General features: G+C 68.1%; 17 protein-coding genes. 5 read left to right on the plus strand and 12 right to left on the minus strand.

The features are described from left to right. Positions 1-91: 91 nt before the first annotated feature. From kdpF to ABT115_RS22815, 4 genes are all read right to left on the minus strand, one after another. Positions 92-181: a K(+)-transporting ATPase subunit F gene (kdpF, locus tag ABT115_RS22800; protein WP_351792818.1), complete on the minus strand. Its 90-nt coding sequence runs from the start codon at positions 179-181 to the stop codon at positions 92-94. 229 nt (positions 182-410) lie between these two features. After that, complete coding sequence (locus ABT115_RS22805) at positions 411-2,936, minus strand: sensor histidine kinase (RefSeq protein ID WP_351792821.1); 2,526 nt, start codon at positions 2,934-2,936, stop codon at positions 411-413. 156 nt (positions 2,937-3,092) lie between these two features. Further along, positions 3,093-3,440 (minus strand): CU044_2847 family protein, encoded by a 348-nt coding sequence (locus ABT115_RS22810; RefSeq protein WP_351792822.1) that lies wholly within the window; start codon positions 3,438-3,440, stop codon positions 3,093-3,095. A gap of 33 nt (positions 3,441-3,473) precedes the next feature. After that, the gene (locus ABT115_RS22815) at positions 3,474-7,013 is read right to left on the minus strand and encodes an nSTAND1 domain-containing NTPase (RefSeq protein WP_351792825.1); all 3,540 of its coding nucleotides are present in this window, start codon (positions 7,011-7,013) and stop codon (positions 3,474-3,476) included. A 457-nt stretch (positions 7,014-7,470) separates the two neighbouring features. Between ABT115_RS22815 and ABT115_RS22820 the strand changes: the two genes are divergently transcribed. Further along, positions 7,471-7,674: a cold-shock protein gene (locus ABT115_RS22820; protein ID WP_351792828.1), complete on the plus strand. Its 204-nt coding sequence runs from the start codon at positions 7,471-7,473 to the stop codon at positions 7,672-7,674. Between the two features lie 79 nt (positions 7,675-7,753). Here ABT115_RS22820 and ABT115_RS22825 read toward each other — a convergent pair whose 3' ends face one another. Together ABT115_RS22825 and ABT115_RS22830 are read right to left on the minus strand one after the other, a co-directional pair. Then, positions 7,754-8,710, minus strand: a complete 957-nt coding sequence (locus tag ABT115_RS22825; RefSeq protein WP_351792831.1) for an aldo/keto reductase — start codon at positions 8,708-8,710, stop codon at positions 7,754-7,756. After that, positions 8,707-10,608, minus strand: coding sequence for a DUF8034 domain-containing protein (locus ABT115_RS22830; RefSeq protein ID WP_351792834.1), 1,902 nt, complete (start codon positions 10,606-10,608; stop codon positions 8,707-8,709). Before ABT115_RS22830 ends, ABT115_RS22825 begins: the two co-directional genes overlap by 4 nt. A 161-nt stretch (positions 10,609-10,769) precedes the next feature. On the opposite strand from ABT115_RS22830, the gene ABT115_RS22835 reads away from it, so the two are divergent. The 3 genes from ABT115_RS22835 (at position 10,770) to ABT115_RS22845 (ending at position 13,542) form a co-directional block, all read left to right on the plus strand. Continuing rightward, on the plus strand, positions 10,770-11,591 hold the full coding sequence (locus tag ABT115_RS22835; protein ID WP_351792837.1) for an amidohydrolase family protein: 822 nt from the start codon (positions 10,770-10,772) through the stop codon (positions 11,589-11,591). Positions 11,592-11,693: 102 nt separating this feature from the next. After that, positions 11,694-12,680: an acetylxylan esterase gene (locus tag ABT115_RS22840; RefSeq protein ID WP_351792839.1), complete on the plus strand. Its 987-nt coding sequence runs from the start codon at positions 11,694-11,696 to the stop codon at positions 12,678-12,680. A gap of 124 nt (positions 12,681-12,804) precedes the next feature. Then, positions 12,805-13,542: a GntR family transcriptional regulator gene (locus ABT115_RS22845; protein WP_351792842.1), complete on the plus strand. Its 738-nt coding sequence runs from the start codon at positions 12,805-12,807 to the stop codon at positions 13,540-13,542. A gap of 132 nt (positions 13,543-13,674) precedes the next feature. Here the strand turns inward: ABT115_RS22845 and ABT115_RS22850 are convergent, their stop codons facing one another. The 5 genes from ABT115_RS22850 to ABT115_RS22870 form a co-directional block, all read right to left on the minus strand. Next, positions 13,675-15,651 carry a right-handed parallel beta-helix repeat-containing protein gene (locus tag ABT115_RS22850; protein ID WP_351792844.1) on the minus strand — a complete coding sequence of 659 codons (1,977 nt, stop codon included), beginning with the start codon at positions 15,649-15,651 and terminating at the stop codon, positions 13,675-13,677. 64 nt (positions 15,652-15,715) lie between these two features. Further along, positions 15,716-16,627, minus strand: coding sequence for a carbohydrate ABC transporter permease (locus ABT115_RS22855; RefSeq protein ID WP_351792847.1), 912 nt, complete (start codon positions 16,625-16,627; stop codon positions 15,716-15,718). Positions 16,628-16,636: 9 nt separating this feature from the next. Then, positions 16,637-17,593, minus strand: coding sequence for a carbohydrate ABC transporter permease (locus ABT115_RS22860; RefSeq protein WP_351792850.1), 957 nt, complete (start codon positions 17,591-17,593; stop codon positions 16,637-16,639). Then, positions 17,572-18,819, minus strand: a complete 1,248-nt coding sequence (locus ABT115_RS22865) for an ABC transporter substrate-binding protein (protein WP_351792853.1) — start codon at positions 18,817-18,819, stop codon at positions 17,572-17,574. The genes ABT115_RS22860 and ABT115_RS22865 overlap by 22 nt, the downstream gene beginning before the upstream one ends. A 744-nt stretch (positions 18,820-19,563) precedes the next feature. Then, complete coding sequence (locus ABT115_RS22870; RefSeq protein WP_351792951.1) at positions 19,564-20,850, minus strand: alpha-L-fucosidase; 1,287 nt, start codon at positions 20,848-20,850, stop codon at positions 19,564-19,566. 109 nt (positions 20,851-20,959) lie between these two features. Between ABT115_RS22870 and ABT115_RS22875 the strand changes: the two genes are divergently transcribed. Then, positions 20,960-21,745: an RraA family protein gene (locus ABT115_RS22875; RefSeq protein ID WP_351792855.1), complete on the plus strand. Its 786-nt coding sequence runs from the start codon at positions 20,960-20,962 to the stop codon at positions 21,743-21,745. 178 nt (positions 21,746-21,923) lie between these two features. On the opposite strand, the gene ABT115_RS22880 is transcribed toward ABT115_RS22875, so the two are convergent. Beyond that, positions 21,924-23,102 carry a DUF418 domain-containing protein gene (locus ABT115_RS22880; RefSeq protein ID WP_351792858.1) on the minus strand — a complete coding sequence of 393 codons (1,179 nt, stop codon included), beginning with the start codon at positions 23,100-23,102 and terminating at the stop codon, positions 21,924-21,926. Between the last annotated feature and the right edge of the window lie 260 nt (positions 23,103-23,362).

The following is a 23,362-nucleotide window of genomic DNA, read 5'->3' on the forward strand; positions in this document are numbered from 1 at the left end:
AAGTACGTCCAGTACGAGGGCTTCCGGCCGGCACGCCGAGAGCACGCACCGGACGCCGCTCCTTGACGGGCAAACGTTGCCTGCCGCGGCACTAGAACTTCTCGGGGAAGATCAGGCAGACGACCAGGTAGATCACGAGGCACGCGGCCACGATCAGGCCGACGAGGTTCTCCGTGCTCACAGGCGTCCGACTCCCTTGGCGGCCAGGCCGACAAGGGCGAAGACCACGACCGTGAGGCCGATGAACGCGGCATCCGACATGCGCGAGGCACCTCGCAGAGGCGTCAGGGGCGGGGCTGTTCGCCCCAGCTGGAATATGGTTGCGATGATTCGTTCCTGACGCTATATCAGTTGACTTCGGGGGTGCCCTGACACTCCGCGGGCCGGTCGGGTGAGTGGCCCGCAAGGAGTCATCCGGCGCAGCCGGACGTCGCGCCGCCGCCGGGCGCGGCGCTCGGAAGAGTGAGCGTCACCGAGAAGGCGGCCTCGGCCTCCTCGGTGGTGGCCTCCAGAGCCCCGTCCATGGCCTCGGCCAGGTCGCGCGACAGCCGCAGAGCCAGACTGTCAACCCTTGTACCCGGTGCCCGGGAAACAGCTGTGCTCGACTCCCGACCCCGCTCAAGCATCCCGTCCACCACCCGGATCTCCATACGGTCACCCCGGACCTCGGCGGTGAAGACGGGAGGCCGGTCTGGCGGGCTGTGGCGCAGTGCGTCGGCGCCGAGGGCGGTCAGGGCGCGGGTGAGGAGAGCAGCGTCGGCGATCACGTCGGGCAGCTGCTCCGGCAGGCGCAGAACGATCGAGTGGCCGCCGGGCCCAAGGTCGTCCAAGGCGGCGCCCAGTACTTCGTTGAGGTCGACCGGGCGGAGATAGAGATCGAGTGCCCCGGCATGCAGGCGACTCAGATCGCCGAGATCGGTGACCAGCTGCGCCGCGCGGTGCACGGCCACGCGGGCGGCGTCCAGCAACTGTGCCTCTTCCGGGGCCGGCTCCCCGGCACGTCCACGCCGCAAACGCAGGAGCGCCTCTTCGGCGATGTGCAGCGGAGCACGCAGATCGCGGCCTGCTGCGAGAAGCAGGGACGCCCGGGTGCGTTCGGCGTCGGCGAGGGCTTTGTTACCACCGGAACGCCCGGCGATCCGCCCCTGGACATGGGCCAGCCCCAACTCGGCAGCACACGTTGCAAGAACGCGCTGGTCCTCCGTACTCAGTCCTGTGCCGCGGGCTGCCAGCGTGAGATCGTCGTCGACCGGGCTCTCCACATCCGCCTCGTAGGGCCTTTCCGGCGGCCGTTCCCCTGCACTGGCGACCACGTACCAGCGGGGGGCCGGAGTTGCTTCCGGGTCCCTTTCGAGCAGGCTGACAGCGGCCAGGCCGAAGTACTCCCGGATCTGCTCCATGAGTGCCGGCAGATCCTGACCGCGCATCATGGCGGAGGCCAGGCGGCTCAACGCCCTCGCCTCTGACGTCGCGCGCACGGCCTCGTGCGTGCGCTGCGCAGCCGCGCCCGCGGCAGTGCCGACGAGGACGGCCGTGGCGATGAAGACCATAAACGCCGTGATCTCGTCGGGGCGCTCCATGGTCAGTGAGTGCACCGGCGCCGCGACGTAATAGTCGGCGAGCAGTGCCGCGGCGAAGGCGGCGAACAGAGCGGGGTAGAGACCGCCGGTCAAAGCGACCACGACGACGGCGAGCAGATAGATCACCAAGGCGCTGGAGAAGCCGAGGTGGCCTCTCAGCGCGGTCAGCAGGAGAGTCAGTACGGGCAGTAGCACCACAGCACCGGCCAACGCGGACCAGTGCCGTCTCGGGCCCATGCCACGGCTCGGATGCGGAAGCCTCGGCACAGCGATGCCGGCTGCCTCCTCATGCGTGACGATGTGCACGTCGACGGGGCCGGACCCCTTGATCGTCCGCTCTCCCACACCTGCTCTCAGGAAGGAGACGAGCCGGCCGTGCCGGCTCGCGCCCAGCACGATCTGAGTGACGTTCTCCGCCTCGGCGAACTGGAGCAGGGCGGCGACAACGTCTTCGCCCGTGGTTTGGTGGTAGCTGCCGCCGAGCGACTCCAAGAGGGTGCGCTGGGTGTCCAGTGCCGCCGGGTCGAGGCCGACGAGCCCGTCCTCCGGGACCACGTGGAGGGCCAGCAACTCGGTGCCGGGGGTGCGGGCGCTCATCCGCGCGGCACGGCGGATGAGGGTCTCGCCCTCCGGGCCACCGCTCAGAGCCACCAGGATCCGCTCACGGGTCTCCCAGGGTGCGGAGATGCCGTGTTCGGCCCGGTAGCGCTGCAGCCCCTCCTCCACCCGATCGGCGAGCCACAGCAGGGCGAGTTCGCGCAGTGCGGTGAGGTTTCCGACCCGGAAGTAGTGGGTGAGGGCAGATTCGATGCGGTCCGGTGGGTAGATGTCGCCGTGCACCATGCGGCGGCGCAGTACCTCGGGCGGGAGATCGACCAGCTCGATCTGGTCGGCGCGACGCGCCACCTCGTCGGGCAGGGTCTCATGCTGCCTGACCCCGGTGATTTGGCGGACCACGTCGTTGAGGGATTCCAGGTGCTGGACGTTGAGCGTGGTGACGACGTCGATGCCGGCGTCCAGGAGGTCCTCGACGTCCTGCCACCGCTTGGTGTTGCGGGCCCCCGGAATGTTGGAGTGGGCCAACTCGTCGACCAGCGCCACCTGGGGACGGCGGGCCAGCACCGCGTCGGAATCCATCTCGGTGAAGGCCGCACCGCGATGAGCCAGGGTGCGCCGGGGAATCGTCTCCAGACCGTCGGCCATGGCTGCGGTCGGTCGACGCCCGTGCGGCTCGACGAAGCCCACGACGACATCCGCGCCCAGCGAACGCAGCCGCTGCCCTTCCGTGAGCATGGCGTACGTCTTCCCTACCCCGGGGGCGGCCCCGAGGTAGATCCGCAACCGTCCACGTGCCACCGCCGGACTCCTGCCAGGTCACCCCCATGTCGTGCTTGCGCCCTTCCATGGTGCGCCCCTCCGCGTCCCTCCACCCGGCGGCACACGCCGCTTCGGCACCGCCAACACGGGGGAGGAGCCGGTGCTGACGTCGGCGGGGTGTTCCGACGCAGCGGGTCAGCCGCTCTCACCGGGTTTCTGCCACGTCAGCCTGACGGTGAAATTTCCCTCAGCCGCCGTCTTCGCGATGATCGCACCGGCTTCGGCATTGATCTTCACCCCGAGTTCGACCTCGACTGTGTCCGGCGGACTGGAAAGTGTGGTCAGCCTGTCCAGCAGCGACTCGGCCGCAGCACGGACCTGGTCGAAGCTGTCGGCCAGCGTCCGCGCAGCCGTCCCTGCGATCTCACCCGGACGGGCGGCCCTCACAATGCCCGACGTCTGCGCCCCCACCTCCACCAGCACCTGTTCGCCGTTGCCCTCCATGTCCAGCGGCACCCAGATGAGCTGCGTTCCCTCGGCCATGCGTTCCCCCTAATGGCTGTCCCGTAGCTGTGGTTATGAGCACAACGCTCCCCGATATGCCCCGGGCGGCAATTTTCCCTCTGCGGCGGACGGGAGCTTTTCATCGCCCAGAATTCGGCACAAGTGCCTCATCTGCTCCTTGGGCCGCATCGCCGACGCAGGTCGTGACGGTGACGCCGAGGTACCGGGTGGTGTGTCCACCGGCCGCGGGAGCCTGCTCCATGCGTCGGCGCCCTCGGCGGGTCCGACGAGGGCGATCAGCCCGGGATCGAAGAGCAACGCGGGCGACTCACCGTCCTTTGCGCCCAGCAGGTCCACCGTCTGCCACGAGCCCCCGATCCGGGTCACCAGGTCACCGGCGGTCCGGGCCGACCCCGGAGTCAGGCTGTACATGCGCACGGGTCCTGCTGCGGCGGCCACGGTGACACCGGTCGGCACATCCTCGATCCGAAACCGCTTCCGGCTCAGGCGTTTCCCGCTCGGCAATTCGTGGACGGTCACAGTCGTGGCCACCTTCAAGCCGTCCTGTCGCCCTTCGACGATTGCCAAGCGGGTGAGATCCGGGCTTACGTCCGTTGCCGTGACGACGCCGGACGCGTTCTTCCACGTGAGCACGGACTGCTGCTTCGGCGCCGCCCCGCCGAGATCCCAGAGCTTCACCACGCCATGCGTCGTACCGTCCTTCAGCTTGTAGTCCTGGCTCAGCGTGACGAGGCTCTTGCCGTCCGAGTGCACCCACATGTCGTCGACGGACTCGCTGGGGCCGGGCAAAATTCTTTGTATCCGACCGTCGGTCAGATCCCAAATGACAAAGCGACCCCCTTGGCCGTAGAGGCCCGTCTGGCCGATCAGTAGTTTGTTCCCGGGCGCGAAGGCGAACCGCGCATACTGAGTCGGCATTGCGAGGCCGGGTATATCCGGGATGTCGGGCAGCTTCAGCTCAGGGAGAAGGTCATCGTCGTCGAACTTCGGGAATGCGTCCCCTTCCTGAGGGCGCTCGAGTTCTACGACCTTCCGGGTTGTTGTGTCGTACACGAGGGCCGGTTTCCCTCGTACATCCGGTGCCTGGCCTGCGTCCAGGAGCGAGGGCTCGGCCATGGCCACCAGGGAGCCATCCCGACTGACAGCCGTGATGTCGGCGTTCCTGCCGGTGGGCAGGCGGATCACCCCCGAGCCGTTGCTGCTCCAGACCACTGCTTCGCCGTCGGCGGCTGTTGAGACGATGACCCGCCCCGCGGTGTCGGTGACGGACTGCGTCGGCGGACTGCCGTCCGAGTCGGTCAGAAGCGAGGCCGTGGACATGTATCTGGGGACGAGCAGGTCGGCGAAGCCGTAGCGCCCGTACATATCGCCGACCAGCGCCCTCGTCTCCGCTGTGTCCCGGGTGCGGTAGGCGCGCAGTGCCAGGAGCAGCGCTGTGTAGGAACCCCCGGTGGTGACGCTTTCCTGGGCGTCGCGTGACTGTTGGGCCAGCACACGGGAAGCCTGGCCGGCTGCATCTTCGCGAGTGTTGTTCCGGTCCACCCAGAAGAACAGGCCCACGAGGAGGGCGACCGACGTCACCATCGCTGTGAGTGCGAGCAGGCGATGGCGTGCCCCCCGGGCAGCGGCTTCGATGAACGCCTTCTCCGCCGGGCTCAGTTCATTTTCCCGGCTGCTTCGCCACGCACGCGCCTCACGCAGCTCCGCGCTGCTCAGTTCTGCACCGTTCAGCAGACCGCGTCCGCCGCGTTTGCGGGACTCCCACCGTACGATCCGCCGCCGGATGCTCTCTTGCCAGCTGCGGAACTCGTGGTCGGCCTCGACGAACTCCCTGAGCCGGCGCCACTGAGTCAGTAACGTCTCGTGTGCCAGCTCGACCGTCTCCTCCGGCGGTCCGCCGCCCGGGCGGAATTCCTCGCCGGGCACCACCAGACGCGTACTCATCAGTCGCTGGGCGATCCGCCACTGGTCGGGCGGCAGCTCCGAGCGGGCCACTGTGCGGCGGGTGGGCGCGCGCTCGTCGGCCGGGTGCACCAGCTGGACAAGCAGCGCCCTCGCCCCGCTGTGCTCCTCCTCCGTGAGGCCGCTGGTCCACACCTGCTCGGCGTGATTGACCAGCGCGTCGTTGACGCGTCCCAGCGCCTCGTACGCGGCGTGATTGATCACCCCGCGCTGCTGGCGTTCCCACAGTTTCGTCAGGGTGAACTCCAACAGCGGAAGCCGTCCGGGATCCGTCCCCAGATCACTCAGGATCCGGTCGACCAAGCCGGGTTCGTACGCCACCCCTGAGGTCTCCAGCGGACGCACCACCGCGGCACGAAGTTCAGTGGCCGACATCGCGCCGACCGTGAACAGACGGTCTCCGCCGAGCAGCGGAACCAGCGTCGGGTGGTTCAGGGCGGAGGTGAGGAAGTCTGCACGCAAGCTGATCAGGACCCGCAGGCGGGAGCTGGCCTGCAAGGAATACGCCAGGGCGTCCGCGAGCGGATCGAGGTCTGCCTGTCCGAAGTCGAGGAGCGCCTCTTCGAACTGGTCGGCGATCACCAGCAGCCGCTGTTTCCCCTGCCGCGCCAGCACCCGGTCGACGATCGCCGGCATCTGTCCCTGCCGCAGCAACTCGGTCAGCCTGGGAAGCTCGGCGAGACGAGCGGTCTCGGTCAGATCGGCTTCCAACAGGGGGAGCAGCGCCAGCGCCAGCGCGGTGAGCGGTGTTCTGCCCAGCTGCCCGGGCCGGAAGCTCACGACCCCCAGATCGGGCGCGCGCTCTCGCAGCCGCGGCAGTACCCCCGCGTAGAGCAGCGAGGACTTTCCGCTTCCCGACGGGCCGACCAAGCTGGTTACCGGAGCGTGTCCGAGCAGGTCGACGATTTGGCGGGCCGGTTCGTCCCGGCCGTGGAACAGCCGGGCGTCCCGCTCCTGGAAGGGTTCCAGGGACCGGAACGGGCAGGCCGTCAGGGACGCCTCGCTCAGTGAGGACCAGCTTTCGCGCAGCTTCTCCGTCGGGATCAGATACGCGGTCCGGACGCTCGACCCGCTGTCAACCGCGACGACCATGCCGACCACGCCGCCCTCGTCGACGTCCCAGACCGGTGCGCCGGAGAAACCACGCTCCACGCGATGCTGGCTGGCCGGATCGGTGTCGTACTGGAGCCATCCGGTGCCCTGCCGGCCACGCAGCCAGCCGACGCTCCACGTACCGTCGCCGTACCCGTCCGGGAACCCGAACGTACGGACACGACGATCGGGACCCGCGACGTTCTCCACCAGGCGCGCCACCCGCGCTTTGGGCGGGGCGTCGGTGAGCAGCCGCAGTACAGCGATGTCTCCGCTTCCGTCGGCACCGATCGGCGTCCAGGACTCGATCCGCGCCTCCACCCGCAGACCTGGTTCGGTCAGCGGGAAATCCACCCATAGTTGCCCGGTGGGCCGATCGGTCACATCACGGCGAAGGCCGAGCGCCATGGCCACCACATGCGCACAGGTGATCACTTCGTTCCGCCGCGTAAGAAATCCAGCCCCGGCCGGCTGCCCCTCGACGTCCATGACCCGCGCAACAGCGGCGTCGCTCGGCGCAGCACTGTCCAACTCCATGAGGTCCCCCGCAAGCCACGTTGCTTTTCCTCGTCGGCATCAACAAGGTACACAATCAAAGGAGTTGGCCGAACAGTGCCGACCTCCGTCTTGCTGGCGTTTCGTGCCGGAACGAGAACGCGGGCGGCCCGGACACTCGAATGGAAGGCCCGGAGGATCGGCACTCGGAGCACAACCGTTGCGGTCCACGACAAACGCGAGGCTCCCGAGCCGTACGCGAAGGGCGGATGCCGCACGATCGCCCTGCAGTGGGATCGGTGTCGTCGAACTGCAGCGAGCGGTCGTTGCTCTCTGGTGAGGGACGGTTTCTGCGTGTAGCGTCACCTTTCAGATGTCGTGGTTCGCAGTATCTGCCCGCGCCCCGGCGCGGGCTTCTCGCTGTGCAGTGCCAACGGGCCAGGACGATCACCTCCGGGACCACACGGTGTGGATCCCGTTTCGACTGGGAGGCATGAGCATGGCCAGCGGTACCGTGAAGTGGTTCAACTCCGAAAAGGGTTTCGGTTTCATCCAGCAGGACGGCGGGGGCCCGGACGTCTTCGCGCACTACTCCAACATCAACGCCACCGGCTTCCGTGAGCTCCAGGAGGGCCAGGCGGTCACCTTCGATATCACCCAGGGCCAGAAGGGTCCGCAGGCGGAGAACATCACCTTCGCCTGACCCCGTTCCGGGCGCCGCCCCGACCCCCGTTCCCGCCCCGGCCCACGGATGGGCCGGGGCGGGTCCGAGCCCGTCCGGGCTAATCGGTCAGCAACTGCGGAGGCACGAAACCCTCCTCGGCGAGCCGTTGCCACAGCCGGTCCGGGATCGGGAACCGGGATGCCGCGGCGTTCGCCGTCACCTCGGCCGCCGACCGGCAGCCGACCACGACCGATGTGACGGCGGCATGCAGGTACGGGAACTGGATCGCGGCCGCGGCGAGCGGAACCCCGGACTCGGCGCAGATCTCGCGGCACCGCTGTGCGCGAGCCAGCGCCTGAGCAGGCACCGGTCGGTAGTTGAACATGGCGTCGTGCGACGGGTCGGCGAGCAGACCGGTGTTGAAGACCCCGCCCACGACCACGGCGGTGCCGGCCTTCGCGCACAGCGGCAGGAGGGTCGTCAACGCCTCGTGGTCGAGCAGGGAGAAGCGGCCGGCGATGAGGACGACGTCCACCTCGAACTCCGCCACGTACGCGGCAAGGCGCTCGCCGTGGTTCATCCCGAATCCGATCGCCCGGACCAGCCCCTCGTCCTTGAGGCGGCGTACCGCCGGGTAGGCCGTACGCCGGATCTCGTCCGGGTAGTCGTCCGGGTCGTGCAGGTACAGGATGTCGACCGACTGCCGCTGCAGCCGCGTCAGACTCGACTCCAGCGATGCACGGATCCCGCGCTCCGTCCAGTCGGTCTCCACGGTGCCCGGCGAGCCGTCCGGCTCGGGCCGCAGCAGCCACCCCGTCTTCGTGGAGATCACCGGCTCGGCGATCCCGGCCGGGGCCAGCAGCCGGCCGAGACGGTCCTCGGCCTGTCCGTGCCCATAGCGCGGAGCGGTGTCGAAGTAGGTGATGCCGGCCACTGCCGCGGCCTCCAGCGTCGCGACCGCGTCCTGTTCCGACACCTCCTGGAACAACCCGCCCAGTGGCGCCGTGCCGATCCCGAGCCGGGGCAGGTCGAAGGGCAGCCGTGAAGGGGCCCGGTGCGTCGGCGCGCCGGTCATCGAGCCACCTCCCACGGGGACCGGTACGTCGGACGGCCGTCGCGCAACGTCATCGTCAGCGTCAGCCGTACCCGTGTGGCTCCGGGCAGCTCGACCCGGCAGTACGGTCCACCGACGTCCTGCGCCGGTCCGTCGTCGACGCGGGCAGTGTGCACGAGGTGTTCCGCGAACGAACCCGCCTGCACGATCACCGAGCGATCGGTGCCGCCGAGGTTGACCAGCTCCACCACGGTGTGGTCCGGTCGGATGTCGGACACGAGCGCCGCGACGTCCGGGGGCAGTCCGGGCCGTGGGTCGAGGGCGTCGTGGTAGCGCAGATGCAGTTGGGCCAGTCCGCCGTTGTAGAGCACCTGCGGCGATCCGGTGGTCAGTTGCAGCAGGGCCTCGGTGACCACGGGATTGAGGTGCTGCCAGTGATGGATGTCCAGCGCATCGGGGCCCACGGCCGGATCCACCGGGTCGTTCTCGATGGCCTCGACCCGTTCGGCGCAGGAGGCGATGGCGCTGCGCAGCATCCGCTCGGGGAAGTCCGGATTGCGGCCCTGGAGGAACTCGTACCACGGTTCCTCGTGCCCGGCCTCGTCCTTGATGCGCTGGGTGTGCACTGCCGTCCAGTCCCAGTTCGATCCGGCCCGCAGCTGCTCGATGCGTTCCCGGTCCACCGCATCGCGGCTGAAATGCCAGAGTGACAAAGGAAGTTGGCCGGGCATGATCGTGAAGTCGAACCAGCCGGAGTCGTTGTGCCGCTGGGGCACCATGAGCGTGCGCTCTTCGGTCATCGTCCGCAGATGCGGTTCCCAGCGCTCGCCCAGGGTTCCCATCTCGTCGGCGCTCCGGTGCTCGGCCTGGCGCAGCACCGCGTCCAGCGGGTTGCGGGCCAGGTCGAGGAAGGACCGGTCGCCGGTGAGCAGCGTCGCGTTGGATGCTCCGACGAGGGTGGCGCTCCCGACCGGCGAGAGCCCGTGCGGCCACGACCAGCCGTAGTGGCCGCCGTACCACCGGCCGTCCAGATACTCTCCCACCTCGCCGTGCAGCCCGGCGTTGTCGGGTACGACGTCGTGCCCGGCGAGCCGCTCCCGCCACACGCCGACGTACTCGGCCACCCAGTCCGCGTAGCGTTGGTCCCCGCCGAACAGGTACGCATTGGCGGCGAGCCCCGTCGCGGCCAGGTTCACGAGGGTGTCACCGCGGCCCATCCGGTCCCACATCGCCCGGCCGTAGGCGCGGGCGCGCTCGGGGGAGGCGGCGAGCTCGTCGAAGGACGTGATGTCGTCGACCCCGTCGAGCGGCAGCCCGTAGGGGCGCAGGGCGAGGCTCCACGGAAAGTACGTGTCGTGGTCACTGAAGCCCCAGCGCGGGCCGGCGGAGCCGTTGTGCGGGGCACGGATCACGCGGTGCTCGGCGTCGTAGTTGGGACCGCCCGGCAGATAGAAGTCGGCGAAGCGGCCGGCCATTTCCCGCAGTTGTGTGTCGCCGGGGTCGGCGAGGCACAGGCCGTAGAAGAGGAGCAGCCCCTCGCCCTGGTGGAACCAGTCGTAGCCGCGCTCCAGGCCGCTCTCCAGCATGCCCATCTCCGTGAGCTGCTCGGAGACTCCGTGCCAGTGCCGCCGTGCCGCGGTCAGCAGATCCGCGCTGCCGCCCAGCAGATAGAGCGTCGGCCAGTTGAAGAACGGCTCGTAGAAGTCGTCCACGCCGTCGCGGCCGTCGAGCCCCTCTCCCAGTCCGCCGCGGAAGACGAGGCGGCCGTCGCGCTCGGTGTAGCGGTCGGCGAAGACACGCCACGCCTTGTCCTGGACGGCGAACAGCTCCCGTTCGAGGGCGGCCCACCGGGGAACATCAGTGACACGGCGGGTCGCACGCACTTGCGGCACATGTGCGGCGTCGGCGGTGGTCGTCATCGGTGCGCCACTCCTGCCGCGGACATTCCGCAGATTTGCCCGGTTATGAGCATCAAGAACACCCGGCCCCTCACAATCGCCCATCGATTACCGATGGCTAGACTCACTGGCGGGGGCCGACGTGTCAATACTCGGCAGCGCCTCCGGAAAGGAAGTCGTCCGTGATCGACTGTCATGCGCATCTGTGGAACCCGGGGGAGGGGTTCCCCTGGATCCGTCCGGATTCCGTGCACCACCGGTCCTTCTCCTCCGGTGATCTGGAGGACGCGGGTGCCGACCTCGGCCTGACCGGAACCGTCCTGGTCGAGGCGTCCCGCGGCGATACCGGCGAGACGCTCGCCCTGCGCGACCTGCGCCTGCGCCGGCCTGATCTCGTCGCTGGATACGTGGCGAACCTGCACGTCCACGGGGAGGCGGGTCCGGATCGCTTCCGGGGGCTCCTGGACGGCCTGGGCGACACACGGCCCAACGGGATGCGTCTGGGCGGACCGGCCTGGGCGGACACGCCGCCGCCGGCCCGCGCGCTCGTCCCGGTGCTGGCCGAGGCCGGTGTGGTGCTCGAACTCAACCTCGGTACCGGCGCCCTGCGGGCCGCGGCCGAGGCGGCCGCCCGGCATCCTGGCCTGACCGTGGTCGTCGACCATCTCGGCAATCCCCCCAACCTCAAAGGGGATCTCGGGGATTGGTACCGGGACGTGGAGCGCGCGGCCGCGACGCCCGACGTGGTCGTGAAGATCTCCGGTCTGCTCACCCAGCAGCACGGGGTCCCGGCTGACCGGGTGGCACGTCTGGTGCGGCACGTGGTGGACTCCTTCGGCCCGGACCGCTGCCTCATGGGCTCCGACTGGCCGATCTGCCTGCCTCGGGGCTCCCGGGGCGATTCACTGGCGGTGGCGTGGCTCGGACTGGCCCATCTCCCCGCCGGTCAGCAGGAATGTGTGCTGCGCACCACCGCCGAACGCGTGTACGGACTGTGTGGTTGACAGTGCTGAGAGTGCCCTGCTTCGATTCATGTGATCATCGATAGGCGATAAGTGGTCGCCTTTTACCGGCCGAGTCGGCCCCGACCTCCGTGGAGACCCGAGATGGCTTTCTTCGACCTGCCCCAGGACGAGCTGGAGAGGTATCGCCCCACCCTGGCCGAGCCGGCCGACTTCGACGAGTTCTGGCGACAGACCCTCGCGCAGCAGGGGGACTTCGAGCTCGCCGCGACGTTCGAGCCGGTGCACAACGGACTGGCCACGATCGACACCTTCGACGTGACCTTCGCGGGCTACGGCGGGCATCCGGTCCGCGGCTGGCTGCAACTGCCCGTGACCCGCACCGGGCCGCTGCCGGCCGTCGTGGAGTACCTGGGCTACGGAAGCGGCCGCGGTGCCCCGCACGAGAAGCGGCTGTGGGCGTGCGCGGGGTACGCACACTTCATCATGGACACCCGCGGTCAGGGTGCCGAGACCCCCGACCCGGACCCCGCCGCCGGCGACATAGCGGCAGCCGGCTTCCTCACACGTGGCGTCCTCGACCCGCACCGCTACTACTACCGCCGCCTGTTCACCGACGCGGTGCGTGCCGTCGAGGCGGTCCGCACGCATCCGTCCGTCGACCCGGCGCGCGTCGTGGTCACCGGCACCAGCCAGGGCGGCGGGATCGCGCTGGCCGCGGCGGGTCTCGTCCCGGACCTCGTCGCCGTCATGCCGGATGTGCCGTTCCTGTGCCATTTCCCGCGCGCCACCACGATCACCGACCACCAGCCCTATGTCGAGGTCTCGCGGTTCGTGAAGCTGCACCGGGAGCACGCGGCCACGGTGGCCCGCACGATGTCCTACTTCGACGGTGTCACGCTGGCACGCAGGGCGAACGCGCCGACCTTGTTCTCGGTCGGGCTGATGGATCACATCTGCCCGCCCTCGACCGTGTACGCCGCGTTCAACCACTACGGCTCAAAGCACCAGGTCGACCAGGCGGACAAGCAGATCAGTGTGTATCCGTTCAACGACCACGAGGGTGGTGGACCCGCGCACGAGGTCGTCAAACTGGAATGGCTGACGAAGCAGCTGGAAACCGTGGAATGAGAATCTCCACGGCTTATTGGACCGCGTGATGGGATGGGCCGCGTCATGGGATCTCGCCATCGATAGACGATGAGCGCGTATCATGGCACAACCGGCTCTCCCTCCATCGCAGGATTGGGAATTCATGGCATCGAAAGCGTCGGCTGGATTCGTCACCACGCTGGCCACCAACAAGGACCGCTTCCGTAAAACCCTGATCTCCGACCAGGTGTACGAGTTGCTCCGCACGGCCATTGTGGAGGGCGACCTCGCACCGAACGAGCGGGTGGTCGAATCGGAAATCGCGCGGCGCCTCGGAGTGAGCCAGGCTCCGGTGCGGGAGGCGGTCAAGCAACTGGCCCGTGAGGGCCTGCTGATGCACGTCCCGCGCCGTGGCCACTTCGTGATTGAGATCTCCTCGCAGGACGCGGAGTACGCCCGCCAGGTGCGGGAGCCGCTGGAGCGGTTGGCGGCTCAACTCGCCACCGGGCGCATCACCGAAGAACACCTGAGTGAGCTCGACGCGCTCGTGGAGCAGATGCACGACGCCGTTGCCGCCAACGACGTCAGCCGGTTCCGCGACGTCGACATCGAGTTCCACACCCGGGTCGCCCAGATCGCCGGCAACCCCTTCCTGGCCCGGATGTGGGAGGTCATCGAGCCGAGTCTGCGTGCGCTGCGCGCCATCTCCGACCCGCTCTTCGAGGGCGACCGGCACGCGATGGCCGACGAGCACGGCCGCCTCGTGAGCCTGCTGCGTGCCGGCGACGCCGACGTGGCGGCCGCTGCGTTCGCCGACCATGCGGCCGGGCGAGGACCGGTGCCCGACGCACGCGCGGCGAAGAAGCCGCGGAAGGCTCCCGCGGCCAGGAAGAGAAAATAGTGCCGCGTGGTACCCCGGCCCGTTCGCTGCCTCCCCGGTCGACGAAGGCCGGTGGCCCCGGGGAGGCACGGCCGAGCGTGAGGGGCCCGAGCCGGACATCCGGCTCGGGCCCCACTTCCTGCTGCTCAGCTGCTACCGGCGGGCGCCCGCCGTCCACTTCGGCGCACCGTACTGGAAGGCGCCGAGGCTCGGGGTCGCGTCGGTCGACCCGTCATTGATGCCTGGCAGTGGTATCGCCTGGTTGCGCGCAGGGGAACCCTCGGACAGCCGGTAGTCGCGCTGCGCCGCGTCGACGAACAGCGGATCCGTCTCCGCGGGCAGGTTGTTCGACAGCACCAGTCCGCCGTCGGTGGCACCGGCCAGGCCCCGGATCGCGCCGATGTTGTTGTAGATCTTGGTACCGGTGGACTGCCCCGGTTCCTTGACGTAGAACAACGTCATGCCACCGGTGTTGTTGTACACGAGGTTGTCGTGCGATCCGGTGCCGAGGCCGTTCAGCATCACCGTCCCTTCAAGGTTGTTCCAGCCCACGTTGTTCGCGATCACGAGGTCGCTCTGCCCGTTGTCCGCGTAGACACCGGCCACTGCGAACGGGGTGACGCCCGGGGTGGGCGTGCCGTCGTGCAACAGGTTGTGGTCGATCGAGGACCCCATCATGTCGGCGCTGCAGCAGGTGTAGATCCCGGCGGTGTCGAGGCTCAGCCGGGCGTACTGGGAGATGTCGTTGTGGGCTATCCGGTCCGGCCCCGGTGCGAGGCCCTCGGTGGTGCCCCACTGAAGGTTGATCCCGCTGCGGCCGACCCTGTAGATGGTGTTGTGCATGACCGTCTGGCTGTTGCCCTGCACGGCGATGCCGGCAGCGTACGTACCCAGGTAGTCGACATCATGGATCACGTTGTCCGTGGCGGTGTTGTTCTGCCCGCGCAGCGCGATCCCGTTGCCGGCGCTCAGCGAGAGATCGCTGTTGACGATCTTGTTGTGCGTTCCGTCGATCACGATGCCGGTGTCACCGACACCGCGGGTCACGGAGCTGCCGCAGTCGGTGGTGCCGCGGGTGATGTCGGTGTAGTGCGACAGGTACGTGCCGGTGATGCCGTCCAGGGTCACGTTCGTGCTGGACGGGCCGGTCCTGATCGTCGAGGCGAACAGGTCTATGCCCTCGACCGTGGTGTGGCTGGTGTTTTTCAGGTCGAACGCCAGCGGCCTGGTCTTCGCCTCGATCCGGTGCAGAGCGGGATTGTCCGTGCTGTACACGTACAGCCGTTTCGCGTCCGGGTCGTAGAACCACTCGCCGGGGTTCGAGAGCTCCCCGATCTTGCCGGAGAGCGAGTATCGGGTGTCCTTCGGCACGACCTTGTGGACGCACGGCGGCGCCGCGTCCAGTTCCACCGTTCCGACGCCGGAGTTCTTCACGGTGGTCGTGGCGGAGACGTACCAGTAGCTCGTCAGCGCACGCGCGCCGTTCCAGTACCCCGCCGGGCGGGTCAGATCCGCGTCGGCGATCGTGGCGCCCGCACTGCCCGCACCGGCGTACTGGAGCTCCGGGTCGAGCAGGTCGAGGCCGGGATAGGGCCACTGGGCCTCGATGCCCATCTTCTTGTCCGTGAAGACCTGCACCGTGGTCACGTCGGATCCGAGGTCGACGTCCGTGCTGTAGACCCGGCCCGCCGCTACGGCTTCGCTGAACGCCGAATTCAGCGCGTAGGGGTCGGTCTTGCCGATCTCGGCGACGTCGCCGCCGGTGACCGGCGACCATCCCCGGACCCGTGTGGCACCGCTCAGCGTCACCTTGGCGCCCTTGGCGGCGCGGTAGGTGATCGGCTTCTCCGCCGTGCCCGAACGGGCCGGCACGACCGTCTCCTCGTATGTGCCGGACGCGATCACGCAGGTGTCCCCGGGAGCCGCGGTGTCGGCGCACTCCTGGATGCTCCGGAAGGGCGTCAGGAGCGTGCGGCCACCGGCCGTGTCCCGCCCCCATGGTGCGACGTAATAGGTACGGCCGTCCTTGGCCCCGGCCGGATGGGCGTCGGCCGGGACGGCGGACGTCACCACGCACATGGACGCCAGCACGGCGGCTGCGGGCCACAGCCCGCGGAGGGGCAGTGACAACCGTTTCGTCAGCACTCCATTGTCCTCTCTCCTTTGCTGGATGGATGGAACCGGTTCGCCCGGATCATCCCTTCACCGCACCGACCGTGAGGCCGCTGATGATGTGGCGCTGCATGTAGATGAAGAAGATGATCACGGGAGCGATTGCGAGCAGAAGGTTGGGGAACACCTTCGTCAGGTCCGTCGAGTACTGGCTGATCCCGGCGTAGATGGCCGTCGTCACCGTGTAGTGCCCCGAGGACGGGCTGAGCAGGATCTGCGGGCTGATGAAGTCGTTCCAGATCCCGATCGAGTTGAGAATCAGCACGGTGACGACCGCCGGGCGCATCAGCGGGAAGATGATCGTCCAGAAGGTCCGGTGCCTGCCCGCGCCGTCGATCGTTGCCGCGTGGTCGATGTCCACCGGGATGGTTCGGATGAAGCCGACGAACAGGAAGATGCTCACTGGCAGGGTCGACGCCACGTCGTGCGCGACCAGACCGGTCACGGTGTTCGCAAGCCCGATCTCACGGAGCACGTAGATCACCGGGATGATCACGGCCGCGCCGGGGATGAAGGTGCCGGCCAGGAAGTACAGCAGCACCAGCTGTGTGCGCCGTTTGAGGCTGCGTGCGATCGCGTAGGCAGCCGGTCCTGCGAGCACGATGCACAGCACGTCCACGATCACGACGAGGAACAGCGTGAACCCGTAGCCGCCGATGACGTTGTACTGGGGGCTGTTGACGGCGGCGGACAGGTGCTCCAGCGTCAGACCGCCCAGCGGCAGCGAGAACGGGTTGTTGAGGATGTCGTCCTGCGACTTGAACGCGTTCACCAGGAGCAGGTAGACCGGCACGATCATGACCACGAACAGCAGCGCCAGCATCGCCCAGCGCACGACCGAGCGCGACTCCCGTTGTTCCGTGCCCGGGGGAGCGTCGTCGGGATCCGGCGACTGTGTGCGCTCGTCGCGGATTTCCGCCTCTAGTGCCACCACCACCGGCTCCTATCCTGTCGCAGCTTGATCTTGTCGGTTGCGCAGCGCCGTCACGATGAGGGCCAACGCGGCGGACACGACCATCAGGAAGACCGCCTGAGCGGTTGCGTAACCGACTTTGGTGCCCTCGAAGGACCGGGCGAGAATGAGGTACGAGAACGTCTGCGTCGAGCCGGCGGGCCCACCGCCGGTGAGGCTCACCACGATGTCGTAGGCACGGATCAGACCGACCAGGTTCAGCACGGTCGCCACGGTCACCACCGGCGCGATCATCGGGATCACCACCCGCAGGTTTGTCTGGCGCCTGGTGGCGCCGTCGATCGCGGCGGCCTCCAGCAGTTCGGCCGGCACCGTCTGCAGGGCGGCCACGAACAGCACGACGTTGAACCCGAACCCGGCCCAGACGATCACACCGATCAGTGTGATGAGTGCGAACTGCTCGTCGAAGAGGAACCCGACCGGCTCGATACCGAACCTGGCGAGCGTGTTGTTGATGGCACCGTTGGTGCCGAGGATCGCCGCCCACAGGTATCCGAGGATCAGGGCGCTGATCACGTGCGGGAAGTAGGCCACCGCACGGAAGAACGAGTTGGACCGCGACCGCCCCTTGAGGACCAGTGCGTAGGCCAGTCCCAGGCCCACCATGAGCAGCGTGCCCACGGCGGCGATGAGGGCGGTCACGTACCAGGAATCGGTCGAGCTGGGGTCGTCGAACAGGTGCCGGTAGTTGTCGAGCCCGATGAACTCGGCCGAGGAGAACCCGTCCCAGTTCGTCAGACTGAGATACACCGCGACGCCCACGGGCACGACGGTCATCACCGTGTAGAGCACCACGGCAGGTCCCATCAGGCCCAGGGAGACGGCTGCCTCCCGAAACCGCGCACGCCGGCGGTCCACCTCACGCCCCGCCCGGGTGGGGGCGGTGCCGGACCGCCCCCGCCGTGTCAGCTCTGCGAGTTCCACCACTTGTCCAATCCGCCCGCGGCATCCTTCGCGGACGCGCCCGTGTACAGGGACTGGATCTGCTTGTTGAGCTCGTCACTGAACCCGGCGATCGGCTGGCTGGGCCCGGACTTGACAAGCACCGACGGCGCTTTGTCCAGGACCTTCTGCACCTCGGTGCCGAGGCTGGACATCGGATAGCTGAAGCCGCCCCGCAGATTGCCGTCGGCGGCGAGCTGGCTCTTGATGGCCTCCCGGTCGGTGACCAGCCACTTGACGAACTCGATCGCCTCGGCCTTGTGCCGTGACTTGTTGACCACGACATACGGGTTGGAGATGTTGCCGAACTGGCCGGAGGGGTACGCGCCGTCGGTCGGCATGGTGAACACGCCGATGTCGTCGCTCTTCTTCGCGGCGTCCGCGGCGGGAACGAAGAACGAGCCCATGATGTACATCGCGGACTCGCCGTTGAGGAACGCGGTCTGGCCGTCCGCGTAGGTCAGGCCCAGGGCGCTCTTGTCCAGGTAGCCGGAGTCGATCCAGCTCTTGTAGTGCTCCAGGTAGCGCACGTAGCCGCTGTCGGTGAAGGAGACCTTGCCCTCGTTGCGCTTGACCGTCCACTTCGGGTCCTCGGTGAGGACACCGGCGTCGGCCATCATCGAGAACTGCGAGCCCGTCACCCACTGGCCGGCTGTCTGCAGCGGCTTGTAGCCCGCGGACTTCAGCTTGCCCATCGCGGTGGTGAACTGGTCCATGGTCTGGATCTTCGTCGCGTCGACCCCTACCTTGGTGAAGGCGGCCTTGTTGTAGAAGACGAGCGACTGGATCTGCTCACCCACGCCGACCATGTACCGCTTGCCGTCGAGGGCGTACTGGTCGACCAGCGGGGTTTCCTTCGCCCACGGCTGGTCCGACAGGTCGGTGAACAGGGAGGCGTTCTCCGTGGTCAGCTTGATCTGCTGGGCGATGTCGGGCGGGTCGCCCGCTGCCAAGTCCTGCGTCAGCTTTGCGTCGGCCGAGATCGTGCCCGTCAGCTCCAGCTTCACCTTCACATCGGGGTGGCTCTTTTCGTACCGGGCGAAGAGCCCGGACCAGTATTTCTCGGTCAGATTGGGGGTGATGTTGACGATGACGCGGAGGGTCGTCTTTCCCGCGGCATCTTCGGAGTCGTTGCCACCGCAGGCGGCGGCCGACGCCATCACCATCGGAGCCACTGCGAGTGCGCAGGCGCGGCGCCACATTTTTCTCATTCGGGACACGCTCCTTGTGTTGTCAATGAATAATCGATTGTCGAGATCGAAGCACAGGCGTTTCGGCGAGGTCAATAAGTAAAAGGAGGTCAAGAAGTAAAAGAAATTGGCGACCCCACCAGTGGGCGCGCGGAGATCGGCACGTTGCACCGTTTGACGCAACCGCAGATCAAGTGCTGGTTCGTCGGAAATTGTGATTCCCGATGTGACGTCCACGCATTTCCGACATCACCGATGTAGAAGATGATTTCCATGCCTGGAGTTCTGGTGATATCGGGCATGTGTGCCCCGCCTCATTTTGTGGACGGAGCTGTCTGCTCCCACCGGTTTCCGCATTCGCCCGCTCGGGTGACGCAGTGAGGGTGTCTCGTGGGTTTTCGGTGGCTTTTTCCTGGTCAGGAATTCGGCCCTGCCCGTTTTCGGTACAGATGCCGACCTCCGCGGAGCATCGGCCACGCGGCGCCGGACGGGCGAGAACGCGATCGGCGGCGAAGCGCCGACCGCGCCGTGGTTCCCCGAGAGCGGCACGCGACAGGGGGGCGCATCGGTGCGGGCCCGCCGCTCTCGCGGCAGCGTGTTCGGTGACGTGGCGACAGCCTGCCGCTCCCGAAGGAGTCGCATCGGTCGTCACCCCCATCGCTATCGTCTATCGATTACTGATGCTATGTGGGTCACCCCGAATGTTTCAAGAGTGCTGCGGCAACCCTCTGGAGCCAGCCGCTCGTGCCGGGCCCGGTCATGGGATCACTCATCCCCGAGGAGTTCGAGCTCGATCACCGGAAGCAGCACATCGGGCCGGGCGATCGGCACGGTCAGCGTGAGCGTGCCCGCCGCCTGGCTGGGCGGCGCCAGATTGTTGTGCTCGTGTTGCGTGCCGTCCAACTGCTGGAAACGGATCTCCGAACCGTCGTGCAACAGTTGGGCGTAGCGCACCCGCCCGGCGAGACCGGGCAGGTGGATCTGCTTGAGCGGCCACGCGAGCAGATGCAGATACAGCCGGCGCCCGGCCTGGGTGTAGAGGGCATTCGCGGGTGCCTCGAAGGTGCTCGGTCCGGCATCGCAGACGGCCCGCTCGTGCAGGGCCGTCCAGTCGGCGATGGCGGCCAGCGTGCCCCGGGCCCGCGGATCCAGCGCACCGCGGCCGGTGGGCCCGACATTGAGCAGCATGTTGCCCCCGCACGCGACGGACTGCACCAGCATCCTGACCAGCATCGCGGGGTCCTTGTACTCGTGGTTGTCCCGGTCGTAGCCCCACGAGCCGTTGAGCGTGTGGCAGGCCTCCCACATCACCGGGGCGCCGTCCCGCTCCAACGGCCGGTCGGGCTGATACTGCTCGGGTGTCACATAGTCACCGGGAATCCCGAGCCGGTCGTTGACGAGAATGTCCGGCTGCAGCTCGCGGACCGTGGCCATCAGCTCCTGTGCTCCCCACTCGGCCGGTCCCTTGTCGGGATAGGTGAAGTCGAAGAAGAGCAGGTCGATCGGCCCGTAGCCGGTGAGCAGTTCGCGTACCTGGCCGCGCAGGTACGCGCGGTAGCGCTCCATGTCCCGTGGCTCCTGCTCGGCCGGCGTCCCGCGCAGCGGGTGATAGCGGTCGACAGTGAAGTCCGGGTGGTGCCAGTCGAGCAGGGAGTAGTAGAGGCCGACGTGCAGACCCTCGGCGCGCATCGCCTCGGCGAACTCGGCCACCAGGTCCCGGCCCGTCGCCCGCACCGAGGTGTAGTCGGTCAGCGACGAGTCGAAGAGGCAGAAGCCGTCGTGGTGCTTGGCGCTCAGCACGGCGTAGCGCATGCCGGCCTCCCGGGCCGCCCGTGCCAGCTCACGCGCGTCGAACAGGTCCGGGTCGAACCGTTCCAGGTAACGGTCGTAATCCTCCTGCGACATGGCCTCCCGGCTGCGCACCCACTCGTGCCTGGCCGCGAGGCTGTACAGGCCGAAGTGGACGAACAATCCGAAGCGCGCGGCCTCGAACCACCCGATGGATGCTGTGGGCACTGAACTCTCCTGTCGCGGTTGACAGTCCTTATCGATCGGCTGTTATCTACCATCGATAGGCGATAAATGTCACTGGTGGTGCGTGCGACGGAGCGCGCGGAGAGGCATGTGAATGAACCCGACCGGGGATCAAGGAGCGCCGTCGATGGGGGAGGCGCAGACCTACGACTCGATGCTGGCGCCGGTCCACACCGCGTCCTTCAAGCGGCCGACCGCGCGCATGGTGGAGGCCCTCACGGACGTGAGCGCGGCGACGGCCTGCGCGAAGCTGCATCAGATGGGCATCACACGGACCTTCATCGACGGTCCCGTGCCGTTGCACCGAGAGCCGGACGTCAAGGTCACCGGCGGCGCCGTGACCCTGCAGTTCCTTCCGCAGCGCGAGGACGTCTTCTCCGGCGCCGACCAGGAGGATGCCGAGCGCAAGACGGCGCTGTGGGGCGTCCTGGAGTCCGTGCAGCCCGGTGACGTGCTGGTGGTATCCGCGCACGCGAGCCACTTCACGGGCTGCCTCGGCGACATGCTGGTGCGCTATTTCAAACTGCGCGGCGGCGTCGGCATCGTGGTGGACGGGCGGGTGCGGGACGCGGCACGGATCCGCGCGCTCGGTGTGCCCGTCTGGTGCACCGGAGTGACCCCGCACTACGCCTCGCAGACGGAGCTCTTCCCGTCGGCCTTCAACGTTCCGGTGGGTGTCGGAGGCGCGTTGGTGACGCCCGGGGACCTCATCGTCGCCGATGAGGACGGGGCTGTCGTCGTGCCGCAGGAGAAGGCCGTCCCCTTGGCCGAGGACTCGCTGCTGCACCAGGACCGCGAGGCGTTCGCGCGTCGGCGCCTCGACGAGGGAGGGCGGTTGTCCGACTACTACCCGCTCACCGGGACGGGCCTCACCGAGTACCTGGCAAGCCGCGCCGCCGACGGCAGCGCGTAACCGGCGGGCCCGCGGTCACCCGCAGCCTCGCCACCGCCCGGCCGACGAGGTCATCGGCAGCCTGCTGGAGCACCGCACGGCCCGGCAGTCCGGCGGCCTGTGGGTGGAGCTCCCGGCGGCCGAGCCGCCGTCGGGAGTCGCCGCTGGGGGCGGTGTGACGGTCCGGCCGGTACTGCGCTCAGTGGATGTGCCGGGCCAGGCCCGTCGCCTTGGTCATCAGCCATTCCAGTGGTCCGCGCTGCTGGAAGCGCAACCAGACGGTCGCGAACACCATGGCGGCTGCGATGAAACCAAGTAGGACATACAGCGGCGATCCAGGTACTTCCTCGATGGCCAGGAAGCGGATGCCGATGAGGTGGAAGACGTACGCGGTCAGCGACATGGTACCGACTGCGATGACCGGCCGGGCCAGGGACTGGAGCCGCGGGAAGGCGTCCGTCGCGGCCAGACACACGGTCACGACCATGATCGCCACACCGGTGTTGCCCAGGATCGACAGAGTGGTCTCACTGTGCGGGGAGGCAGCCAGCAGCCAGGCGGGGGTGTCACCGGACGGATAGCCTGCGATGTCGGACCACCACGCGCTTGTCCCGTCCGGGCCGATGGCGTTGGCGGCGCCAGGAATGACGTGCAGTGCCAGCCAGGAGCCTCCGTAGCCGGTGATCATGAGGGCGGCACCCGTGAGGGCCAGGCGTGTCCGGACGGCGGTGGCAGCCAGGTCCAGGCGGGCCACGGCCATGCCGGCGATGACGAATGGGATCCAGGTCAGGGCCGGGTAGCTGCCGGTGAAGAGCAGCGAGATGATGCCGTCGGGCTGTCCGGGTGAGGGGACGCCGCTGTCGCCGATCGCCTGCTGTATTACGTAGAGCACCTGGGGCAGGACGAGGGCCGTTCCCACGGCGATCGCCGCCAGGGGGCGGGCGCCGAGCCGGTACAGCGGTAGTACGAGCAGGAAGTACAGGCCGTAGAAGGCGAGGATAACGTCGACCGGGATGCTGGTCATGGTCAGCGCGGTGCCCAGGGCCAGAAGGATCACGGCCCGGATCACTACCTTGGCTACTGCCTGGCGCCCGGCCTGGCCCGTCTTCGGCGTCACGCGCCCGGTGATGAGGACGACGGCGAAGCCCGCCAGGAAGGCGAAGAGAGCGGAGGACCTGCCGTGGGCCAGCTCCATCAGGAAGCCGATCACACCGCCCTGGTCAGGGTCGGGTCCCACATGAGCCGCGTACATGCCGAATACCGCGAGTCCGCGGGCCAGGTCCAGCCCGATCAGACGGCCCGCCGGTGCCTTTCCGCTGTCACGCACGGGGGCCGGGGCGTCTATCGCAGGAGCTGTGACGTCTGAGTACTGTGTCATGCCTTCCAGGTTTGAGAGTGGGCTGATCGCCGGATGTCCGGCAGTTGTGTCTGGGCCGCCCCGCTATTCGGCGCAGGCCCACCTGCCGGGCGTCTGGAGCCGCTGTTCGTGGAGCCGCCCTGGTCATCTGGGGCTTTGGGCTCGGTGCATCAGGCATGGACAGCCATCGGCGCATTACTTCGAATGTACAGCCGACGGCCGCGAACAGACGGCGAGGCGGAACGTATGTGATCCGGCTCTCGGCGGGGGGCGGCCGAGAC

It is taken from the genome of Streptomyces sp. NPDC001832 (genome assembly GCF_040297265.1).
Classification (GTDB): Bacteria; Actinomycetota; Actinomycetes; order Streptomycetales; family Streptomycetaceae; genus Streptomyces.